Annotated in this window: 9 protein-coding genes; 3 read left to right on the top strand and 6 right to left on the bottom strand. The window is 54.9% G+C overall.

The window, feature by feature from the left end:
• Positions 1–7 precede the first annotated feature (7 nt).
• The 4 genes from PJE062_RS26960 to PJE062_RS03735 form a co-directional block, all read right to left on the bottom strand.
• Positions 8–268, bottom strand: coding sequence for an FAD-binding oxidoreductase (locus tag PJE062_RS26960; protein ID WP_008547250.1), 261 nt, complete (start codon positions 266–268; stop codon positions 8–10).
• Positions 234–1,247 carry an FAD-binding oxidoreductase gene (locus PJE062_RS03745; protein WP_008546847.1) on the bottom strand — a complete coding sequence of 338 codons (1,014 nt, stop codon included), beginning with the start codon at positions 1,245–1,247 and terminating at the stop codon, positions 234–236. The genes PJE062_RS26960 and PJE062_RS03745 overlap by 35 nt, the downstream gene beginning before the upstream one ends.
• A complete protein-coding gene (locus PJE062_RS03740) occupies positions 1,244–3,466 on the bottom strand; it encodes a TRAP transporter permease (protein WP_008546666.1) in 2,223 nt (740 codons plus the stop codon). Before PJE062_RS03740 ends, PJE062_RS03745 begins: the two co-directional genes overlap by 4 nt.
• A gap of 163 nt (positions 3,467–3,629) precedes the next feature.
• Entirely contained in the window at positions 3,630–4,640 is a 1,011-nt protein-coding gene (locus PJE062_RS03735; RefSeq protein ID WP_008546398.1) for a TAXI family TRAP transporter solute-binding subunit, read from the bottom strand.
• Between the two features lie 149 nt (positions 4,641–4,789).
• On the opposite strand from PJE062_RS03735, the gene PJE062_RS03730 reads away from it, so the two are divergent.
• The 3 genes from PJE062_RS03730 (at position 4,790) to PJE062_RS03720 (ending at position 6,725) form a co-directional block, all read left to right on the top strand.
• Positions 4,790–5,713 (top strand): LysR family transcriptional regulator, encoded by a 924-nt coding sequence (locus PJE062_RS03730; protein ID WP_008546538.1) that lies wholly within the window; start codon positions 4,790–4,792, stop codon positions 5,711–5,713.
• Positions 5,714–5,805: 92 nt separating this feature from the next.
• Entirely contained in the window at positions 5,806–6,417 is a 612-nt protein-coding gene (locus PJE062_RS03725) for a cytochrome c oxidase subunit 3 (RefSeq protein ID WP_008546450.1), read from the top strand.
• Between the two features lie 2 nt (positions 6,418–6,419).
• A complete protein-coding gene (locus tag PJE062_RS03720; RefSeq protein WP_008546832.1) occupies positions 6,420–6,725 on the top strand; it encodes a hypothetical protein in 306 nt (101 codons plus the stop codon).
• A gap of 179 nt (positions 6,726–6,904) precedes the next feature.
• Here PJE062_RS03720 and PJE062_RS03715 read toward each other — a convergent pair whose 3' ends face one another.
• Together PJE062_RS03715 and PJE062_RS27045 are read right to left on the bottom strand one after the other, a co-directional pair.
• Positions 6,905–9,244, bottom strand: coding sequence for a CoA transferase (locus PJE062_RS03715; RefSeq protein ID WP_008546234.1), 2,340 nt, complete (start codon positions 9,242–9,244; stop codon positions 6,905–6,907).
• Positions 9,241–9,402, bottom strand: a complete 162-nt coding sequence (locus PJE062_RS27045; protein WP_008546507.1) for a CoA transferase — start codon at positions 9,400–9,402, stop codon at positions 9,241–9,243. The genes PJE062_RS03715 and PJE062_RS27045 overlap by 4 nt, the downstream gene beginning before the upstream one ends.
• Between the last annotated feature and the right edge of the window lie 178 nt (positions 9,403–9,580).

The raw sequence follows: 9,580 nt of genomic DNA, 5'->3' as shown, positions 1-9,580 counted from the left end.
TTTTCCTTCAGTAGCGCGTCACGCGATAAGGTGACATGTCGATGTTTGGAGTAAGTCCGGCAACAAGGTCTGCAACCAGACGGCCGGTTTTTGGGGCCATCATCAGGCCATAATGGCTGTGTCCAAAGGCGCCGATAAGGTTTTGAAAACCATCGATCTGCCCAATGCATGGCAAACTGTCTGGCAGGCTGGGCCGTTGACCGGACCATGTGCTGATTTGTGATGTGTTCAGATCAGCAGCAGCTTGCTCGCCAGGGCAACCAAGCATCCAGCCGTTTCTGATTAATCGGCGCATCCAGCCCGGCAAACTCAGCCGTTCCCGCAACTCGGATGGCCTCTTCCATGGATGAGGCGACGAATTTCATGTCCATGTCCATCACGGAATGGCTTAGAGAAACGCCAGGATTATCGAATGAAACGTGATACCCGCGTTCCGCTTCCATTGGAATCTTGATCCCAAGAGGCTTCAAAAGCTCCGCAGACCAAACTCCCATGGAAAGCACAAGCTTGGGCGTGGAATGCTCACCTTGCTCAGTCACATAGGTCCAGTTACCGTCTTCCTTGGGGCTTATCTTGACCACTTTGGCCCGCTCAATGGTTCCGCCCATGGCCAAAAGCTTTTCTGCAAGTACTTCGCCGATCTTGCCGGGAGAAACGGCCCGCGCTTGTCCTTTGATCAAAACCGCAGCCTCAAAGTCGTTGGTGAGGGCTGGTTCCAGCTCACGCAGTTCAGAGGCGCCAATCTGCTCAATCTCCGCCCCAACAGCCTTGCGCATGGCATAATCAGGCGACGACAGATTAACCTGAGAAGCATCGCGGAAGGCATGCACATACCAGCTGTCTTGCAGCAGATGCTCATGGCCGGTGCCCGCCAGATGATGCCGGTAGAGTTCAACACAGTCATGATTGAGCGCATACATGGCATCGCTGATGGGCTGAATGCGCTCCTGCCGTCCCTCATAAAGAAACCGCAGCCCCCAGGTTGCCACTCGGGGCAGATAGCTGGGTTTGATGCTCACCGGTCCTTGTGGGTCCAGCAACCAGCCCGGCACCTTCTTCCAGATCCCCGGCATGGATTGAGGCACCACAGACCATGGCGAGATGATGCCCGCATTCCCCGCAGAGGTGGCCTGACCGGGAGCGTCCCGGTCAACCATATGCACGCGAAAGCCTTTTTCAGCCAGCGACAATGCAGAGCAGATTCCGACGAGGCCGGCACCCAGAACAGTTACATCAGAGGCTGTCATTGCGTAGCTTCCTGCAAGGTGCGCTGGCTGGCGAATTGCTGGATCAGCACAGGCGCGATCACCAGAAGGGAGGCCATATCAGAGCCCAGGCTCGGCGCTACCAGCATCAGACCACCAATCGCCATCAGAACACGCCAGATGCCATTAAGGGGCGCAATGAAGTAACCTGAAACCGCTGTGGCAATGGCAAACACACCCAGCGCACAGGTCAGCGTCACCTGTAGGAACGACATCAACGTGAAGTACTCTGGTAGCACGATGAGCATGGTCGGCGCATAGACAAACACCATCGGCACCATCAGCTTGCCCAGCCCCAGCGTAAACGCATTCACGCCGGTCCGGAACGGATTAGCGCCCGCAATCCCCGCCGCTGCATAGGCCGAGGCACACACTGGTGGGGTGATCTCCGAGATAACGCCGTAATAGAGCACGAACATATGGGTGGCGAGGGCAGGTACGCCCAGTTGTGCCAGCGCAGGCTGCGCCACAGCCACCAGCATGATGTAAAGCGCTGTTGTTGGCAGGCCAGCCCCCATCAGGATACAGGCAATGGCAATCAGCACCAGAGACAGGAACTGCTGAATGGAAGACTGCTCAAACACCTCAAGAGAGGTCCAGTCCAGCAGGGGAGCCAGAGAAGCCGCCATGTCAGCAGCCCCATTGGTGACCATGAAGCCCAGACGGAACCCAACGCCGGTGGTGTTGATCACACCAACCACAATACCAACCGCCGCAGAAGCAGCGCCAACGGCCAAGGCATACTGAACCCCTACGTGGCAGCTGTCGAACAGGTCTTTGAAGCTCTGCCGCTCATTGCGATGCAGACATCCCAGCAGGGTCAGAGCACCCAAAACACCAGCCATGGTTGGAGAAAACCCTTCACCGGAGTAAGGCGAGGCCTTCCAAAAGATAAACCCAAGCAGCATCAACGGCACAGCCAGAGAAAGCGGCTTGTCGATGGCGCAAAAGCCCACCACGATACACAGCGAGATACCGATAAATGCTGCCATGTTGGGTGAGTAACCTGAGAACAGCACCACCAGAAGCCCGATCAACGGCAGAACCGTGAACCACCCCTCACGCCAGACCTGCACAAACTGCGGGATCTGATCCTTAGGATAAGCTTCCAGCCCAAGGCGTTTTGCAGTGAAGTGCACGATGGAAATGACGCCGATATAGTGCATCAGGGCGGGGACAATCGCAGCAATCACGATGGTGGTGTAAGGAACTTCCAGATACTCCGCCATCAGAAAGCTCGCAGCGCCCATAATCGGAGGTGTGATCTGCCCGCCCGCACTGGCCGCCGCTTCCACACCACCCGCAAAGTGGCCCGGATAGCCCAGCTTTTTCATGTTTGGGATGGTGAGAGAGCCGGTAGAGACCGTGTTGGCAATGGAAGAGCCCGAAATCGTACCGAAGAAGGCGGAGGAAACAACGGAAACCTTCGCCGGACCGCCGGTATAACGGCCAGCAAGGATCATGGCGTTGTCGACAAAGAACTGCCCCAGCCCCATGCGCTGCGCCACCACACCAAACAGAACGAAGTGGAACACAACAGTGGAGACGACCCAGAGCGTCACCCCAAAGATGCCTTCAAACGGGAAGTACATGTTGTTGACGAACTGACGCCAATCCACGCCCGGATGTTTCAGGATCTGGATAGGAATGTAAGGCCCGAGCAGTGCGTAGCCAATGAACACCAAAATGATCAGCGGCAACACAATGCCGATGGTCCGCCGTGCAATCTCCAGCACCGACAGGATTATGATCGTTCCGAAGAAGATGTCTGGCCCGGCAGGATTGCCCTGTCGCAAAGCCTGCTCAGACACATTGAAGCCAAACAAGTCAAATCCGCGCCAGCTGAACCACAGATAGAGCGATCCCATCATGGCCAGAACCATGATCACCCAATCAAACAGCGGCACATTGCCAAAGCTCAGAAACTTGCCAGGCGTATTGGCATAGGCCCCATCTGTTTTGAGAAACGGAAAGGCGAGGAAGATAAAGAAGTAGAGCCCGGCAAGGTGAATGCCCATGTGAACGTAGTCAACCGGCGTGCCAAACCCCGCAGTCCAGAAGTGGTAGAGCGCATACGCAATGGTCGCCCAGTAAACCACTTTGGTCAGGAAAGGTCCGTTGTCACGGGTGTGCAGAGCCGTGTCGTACTTTTTCTCCAGCTCTTCCAGAGCCTTGTTATCAAGGTGCGATTGCAGGGGCATGAAACCCTCCGGGATATGGGGATGTGTCATGCGGTGGCACATGGCAGGCAGCACTCAACTGCTCCAAAGCAAAAGGCGCGCATCAAAACCATAGGAAGACCCACCGGTGGCAAAAAACAACAGCGGAAGAGAGCTCCCGCTGCTGCTCAGAGTATTGCTGCTGTTAATCGAGCAGACCAACTTCCTTGTAGAAGCGCTCAGCGCCCGGATGCAGCGGCACACCAATGCCATCAATGCCGTCCAGAGCGGTCTTCATGGTGATCACTTTGCCCTTTGGATGACCGTTATCCAGCAGCTTGCGCGCTGTCTTGGACCATAGCGCCTTGGTGATCTCGTAGACCAGCTCCTCATCAATATTGGCATTGGTCACAAACATGCCGCTCACTGCCACCGTGTTGGTGTCATGCGTCACGCCCGGATAGGTGCCTGCCGGAATGGTGGATGGAATGTAGTAGGGTACAGTCTTGTTGGCCTGCGCGACCTCTTCATCGGTAAAGGAATAAAGATCCATGCCCTTGGTGTTGTCCAACTGGATCATCGCTGCAACCGGAGTACCCGCTGCATAGAAATAAGCATCCAGCTGACCATCTGCCGTCCGTTCTGCACTTTGTGCATTGTTCAGTTCGGCTTCATCAATGTTGTCGCGGTTAACGCCGTGGTCCGCAAGGATCAGCTCAACAGCAATCTGAGTGCCAGACCCAGCCTGCGCAATGCCAACACGTTTGCCCTTCAGGTCAGCAAGACTTGCCAGCTCACCACCTTTTGGCAGCACAAGATGCAGATCTTCAGGATAAAGGTTTGCAATCACGCGCAGGTCCGGCTTGGCATTGCCCTCATATTTGCCACTGCCGTGATAAGCAAAGTGCAGGGTCGCAGCACCCGTCAGACCAGCTTCCATCTGACCAGCCTGAATTGCATTCACATTGTGCGCGGATGCGTTGGTGGACTGAGCAATCGCCACCAGATTTGGCACACCGCAGTTGCCGCCCTGATCACACGGACGCGAACCCGGTGGGTTGGAAATAGCGTTGGCAATGATGCCGCCAATCGGGAAGTAGGTGCCGCCTGCGCCACCAGTGCCGATGCGGAAAAACTTGATGTCCTGCGCAACCGCAGCACCACTCATCATTGTGCAGGCCAGTGCTACGCCCGCGAACTTACTGAAAAATCCCATGATATCCCCCCTCTAACAAATGTAGATGTTCCCAAATAAAGATGATCCGTATTTCTGATTATTTGTGTCATGGTGGGGTAGCCTTATGCATAAAAGCAAATTCGAAATATTATGGTTATGATAGATTTTGTTTATGTATTGAGGGGCGCATGAATCTGCAGCAGTTGGCGGTTTTCCGCGAGATTATGAAAACAGGCTCCGTCAGCCATGCCGCGCGCAATCTGCACCGCACCCAGCCCGCAGTGAGCGCCTCGCTCAAAGCGCTGGAAGATGATCTGGATATGCCGCTGTTCATCCGCGAAGGCCGGCGACTGATTCCTGTGCCCGAAGCTCACTATCTACTCTCGGAAGCCTCAGGCATTCTCGACCGCCTCAAGACAGTTGAGCAGAACCTCGGCAATATGCGTGATCAGGTGCAGGGCTCATTGGGTATCGTCGCCATGCCGGGTCCATCCTCTTATCTGCTGCCGGAGTTCATCAGCCAGTTCACAGCAGACAAACCGCAGGTGAAAGTCACCCTCGCAACCCGCAGCTCACCGCAGATCCTTAACCTCATCGCCGCCCAAAGTTTTCAGGTTGGCTTCTGCGATGCCGCTGTCGGCTCAGAGCAGGAAAAGCTGTTCCACAACACCACAATCCCGTGTACCTGCGTCTGCGCCGTTCCCAAATCATCTCCATTGGCAGAGAAAAAAGTCATTCAGGCCAAGGATCTGGACGGCATGCCCATGGGTGTGCTGCAGCCAAGCCATTCCACTTATGAAGCCACAAAGGCAGCGTTTCAGGCGCAGGGCGCACGCCTCAACATCCGCATCGACACCCAATACTTCTTGCCACTCTTCCATTTTGTCGAGGCAGGACAGATCTGCTCCATCGTCGATGTGCTCAGCGCCGTCAGCTACCAGCGCAGCCGGGGAGATGCCTCAAAGATCGTCTTCCTGCCGTTTGAGCCCGCAGTCCCGTTCGGATACTCGATCGTGGTGCCACATCAGCGCCCACTCTCACGCCTTGCCAGCTCCTTTGTCAGTTCCTGGCAAAGCTGGGTAGAAGAGACCATCGCTCAGCCCATCAAGTAGCCGAGAAATCACCCAGTTAGCGCTCGGACAAGGAAGACAGCTGCAAATCATTCTAAGCTGCAGAAAACTGGAATTTCCGCTGGAAGGGTGTAATGGACGAGATCTGCCAGAATGAAGAAGAGAGCACGGAGCGGGTCTACCGCCAGCCAGTCTCTCCATGGGCACTAGAAAATCTGCCAGGCGATCCCATGATGTGGATCCTGATTGTCAGCGAAATCCTCGTATTCGGCGGTGCGCTTTGGGCGTTCGCGGGCAATGAACTGCTCAATGTCGAGATTTATCGCGAGGCCCGTACCCACCTGAATGTGCCTCTGGCGACACTCAACACCATCATCCTGCTCACCTCTGGCCTGTTCGCAGCCATTGCAGTTCGCTTTGGCAAGGTCAAAGAGGTGGCAAAGGCACGACTGTCCTTGCTAGGTGCAGGGGCTTTGGGTGTCGTGTTCATGGCACTCAAGATCTATGAGTATAAAGAAAAGCTCGCCCTCGGCCTCAATGTCGAGACCAACACATTCTATACGCTCTACTATCTGGTCACGGGGTTCCACTTGGCCCACGTCATCTTCGGCCTGATCATCCTTGGCATTATTGCGTTGTGGCCCACGGAGGACAATCTGGAATCCGGCACAGCCTTCTGGCACATGGTGGATCTGATCTGGGTGATCATCTTCCCAATCTTCTATCTCATGGGGCAGGGAGTGTAGTCATGCAGAACGAGAAAACCACATCCCGCAGTGTTCCCATGAATGACCTCTTCAAAGCATGGGTCGTGCTGGTCGCACTCACAGTGCTGGGATATGCCCTGAGCCTGATCAACAGCGACCTGCTGGTTTATGTTGGCCCACTTATCATCGCAGCCCTGATCCTGTTCAAAGCTCGCATTATCCTGACCCAGTATCTGGGCCTGAACAGATGCCCCGCATGGCTTTCCATGCTCTCCAGCATGATCGTTGCTATCACAGTAATCTGCGCCGGGCTGCTCACCTTTGTTTCAGCTGGCCTGATGCAATAGAGCGTATCTCCGAAAAGTGGGAACCGGTTTTCGGATAAAGATACGCATAAATAAGAGCTCATAGGCATATAAAAAAGAAAACCCTCACGGCCTGAGCGGGCAGCGAGGGTTTCTTTCAAAGCCTCTCTCCAAACCGTGGGTTCTGGTTCTAGGAAAGAGAGAGGCCTCGGGGGTAATCGTTAGCTCGGCAGGAACTCCTTGCCCCAGCCGGTGCCCGCAATGCGGCGCTCGATCATGTCGCTCACCTGCTCATCACTGTAACCAACGCTGGTCAGCACTTCGCGGGTGGAGTTGCCGTAAGCCTCTGTGCTTGGCAATGCCTTGATCGCTGCTTCTTCCGGACGGATGGAGTAGTGATCAATCAGCGTCACACGGTGCCCGCTTGGATGGTCTTCATAGGTGGAGAACGCATAGCTGCCGCGGTCAATACCAACAGTGCCATCGGCGGTGCGTGTGTAAGAATCACGCAAATGTTCGATGCCAAGTGGCTGGGCCGCTGCAATATCCGCTGCTCTCAGTTTCTCACACCAGCTCTCTGCGGTGTCCTGTGCAAAGGCAACGCGGAGGAACTCAGCGGTATCATTGGCTTCATCAACACCAGCAAGACCTTCCACACCTGCCAGCATGGCAAGCTCATGCTCTTCAGCATCCATGAACAGCCAGCCATCAGAGGCTTTGTAGAAGTGAGAAAGCGCGTGGTTGCCAAGTGCATCACGGCCAGAGGCTTCGTCAAACGCCGCGCGACCTTCATAATCAAACGCAAACTTCACCTGCGCCAGATTGGTCACTGCAGACAGAGACGTGCGGGCACGGGAGGTCTCACCGGTCTTGTGCTTGTGATAAAGCGCCAGCGCCATACCCAGACCAGCTGCAAAGCCACAGTTCACGTCCAGCGTACCAAGGTGTGCGTGCTCTTCTGGTGTATCCGGACCACCAAAACGGCTCATGATACCGCTGTTCGCCTGAATGATGTCATCATAACCAATGTAATTGGTCTTTGGACCCGGCTTAGGGCCACCCAGACAGTCAAGGCGGCAGAACAGAACGCCCGGATTGATCGCCTGCAGGCTGTCATGATCCAGCCCAAGCGGCTTCATCTGACGGTCCGGCGCGTTGATCACAACAAGGTCTACCGACTTCACGAGACGCTCAAACGCTTCACGGCCTTCGCCCGTGGTGATGTCCACCAGCGCGCTCTTCTTGCCGATGTTGGTCTGGAAGGTGAAGAGCGTACCGATGAGCGGGTCATAAAGCGGTGTCACAGGATCCAGCTTTACCACCTCAGCACCAAAACGGCCAAGGAACGCAGTGGAATGCGGGCCTGCAATCACGTTGGTCAGGTCCAGAATGCGCAGGTCTTTCAACCAACCAGCTTTATCAGCAGACTGTGCGGAAGGAGCTGGCAGATTATCATTGTTGCCAACGGCTTTCAGCGCAGCAAGCGCCTCATCATAGCTCACGTTCTCACGGGCTTTTGGGGTGAGGAGATAATCAGCAATCTCTTCAAACCAAACGACTGGACCTGGCTGTTTCATCACGCCGAATTCCGGATCGTTCACTTCCACGATCAGACCGGAGGTATTGGTGTGCTCGCTGTTCACCCATTCCTGAGTGGTGCGATGTGGTGCACCTGGAATCTGGCCTTCACCAAAGATCACGCCCCATTCCTCTGAGGTCTTGGTCAGGAACACCTTCTTCATCTTGGCTGAGATGATATCCGCCCACTTCTTCGGCAGCGGATAAACGCCAATGGAGGTTTCACCATCCCACTCTTTGATTGGCAGGTGCAGGTCGTTCACCTCAGGCAGGCCTTCCGCCAGCAGCTCCTCATAGATGCCAAGCGCCTGCAGACAGCGGCGGGCATGGTTTCTGTGAGACGGGCAAACCGCATAGAAGTAACGGCCATCCGCACACTCATAGGTGCGGTAGAACGGATCGAGATACTCCTGCAGATCCTCATAGGACAGGTCCATCTCGATGTTGTTGTCGCGGCGATGGGAAATTTCGTGCTCGCGCATGGTCATATAGCGCTCTGGCATGCCTTCAATCACAACAGAGTTGTAAGAAAGGCCTTCCATCAGAGCAGCAGCAATCGGCACCTCAATGGTGTCACCACGGCCAGTCTTTTCGCGGGCAAGCAGTGCCATAACCACAGAGCTCGCGGCCATAGTGGTGGCGTAGGAAGAACCGAGCGGGAGCGGGGAGAAGCTAGGGTTCAGCCCCATCAGTACACGGTTGAAGCCCATATCGGTAAACGCACCGGATGTGGCTGCGACAATCGCTTCAGTTGCTTTCCATTCACGGCGCAGTTCGTCATTGCTGGCAAAACCTGGCACAGAAAGGGTCACCAGTTCAGGGCGCTCAGCACGCAGCGCAGCAAAATCAACGCCAAGTGCTTTCATTTTGCCTGGACGGAAACTTTCAACCACTACATCAGCGTTGGCGATCAGCTCAAACGCCTGCTGCAAACCATCCTCAGACTTCAGGTCCAGCCGGATGCATTTCTTATTGCGGTTCAAATCGCATTAGCTGGATGATCCCATTGTGGCCCCTGAGGCGGATCAACGTGAATAACGGTTGCGCCCATATCCGCAAGGATCATGGCAACAGCCGGACCTGCAATTTGCTGACCGAAGTCGACAACTCTGACACCTTCAAGGGGAAGTCTTTTTTCCATGCAACATCATCCTCAGAAACCGTCCATCAACGGATCTCAGTTTATTCCAGACATAATTCGTCTTTTATTTCAGATTGTTATGAGTGAAATGGTTCGCAGCTGCGGGTCATTTCATTGAAAAAACAATAGGCAGGCACATACGTAGAAACCAGCAATTTAAATTTCGGTGCAGACATAA

Origin of the sequence: Pseudovibrio sp. JE062, assembly GCF_000156235.1 — a bacterium.
Lineage (GTDB): Bacteria > Pseudomonadota > Alphaproteobacteria > Rhizobiales > Stappiaceae > Pseudovibrio.
This window is presented reverse-complemented; position numbering and strand designations above follow the sequence as displayed.

Coding starts and splice junctions, on each gene's coding strand:
- PJE062_RS26960 (WP_008547250.1), bottom strand. CDS start 268: ATGCTTGGTTGCCCTGGCGAGCAAGCTGCTGCTGATCTGAACACATCA.
- PJE062_RS03745 (WP_008546847.1), bottom strand. CDS start 1,247: ATGACAGCCTCTGATGTAACTGTTCTGGGTGCCGGCCTCGTCGGAATC.
- PJE062_RS03740 (WP_008546666.1), bottom strand. CDS start 3,466: ATGCCCCTGCAATCGCACCTTGATAACAAGGCTCTGGAAGAGCTGGAG.
- PJE062_RS03735 (WP_008546398.1), bottom strand. CDS start 4,640: ATGGGATTTTTCAGTAAGTTCGCGGGCGTAGCACTGGCCTGCACAATG.
- PJE062_RS03730 (WP_008546538.1), top strand. CDS start 4,790: ATGAATCTGCAGCAGTTGGCGGTTTTCCGCGAGATTATGAAAACAGGC.
- PJE062_RS03725 (WP_008546450.1), top strand. CDS start 5,806: ATGGACGAGATCTGCCAGAATGAAGAAGAGAGCACGGAGCGGGTCTAC.
- PJE062_RS03720 (WP_008546832.1), top strand. CDS start 6,420: ATGCAGAACGAGAAAACCACATCCCGCAGTGTTCCCATGAATGACCTC.
- PJE062_RS27045 (WP_008546507.1), bottom strand. CDS start 9,402: ATGGAAAAAAGACTTCCCCTTGAAGGTGTCAGAGTTGTCGACTTCGGT.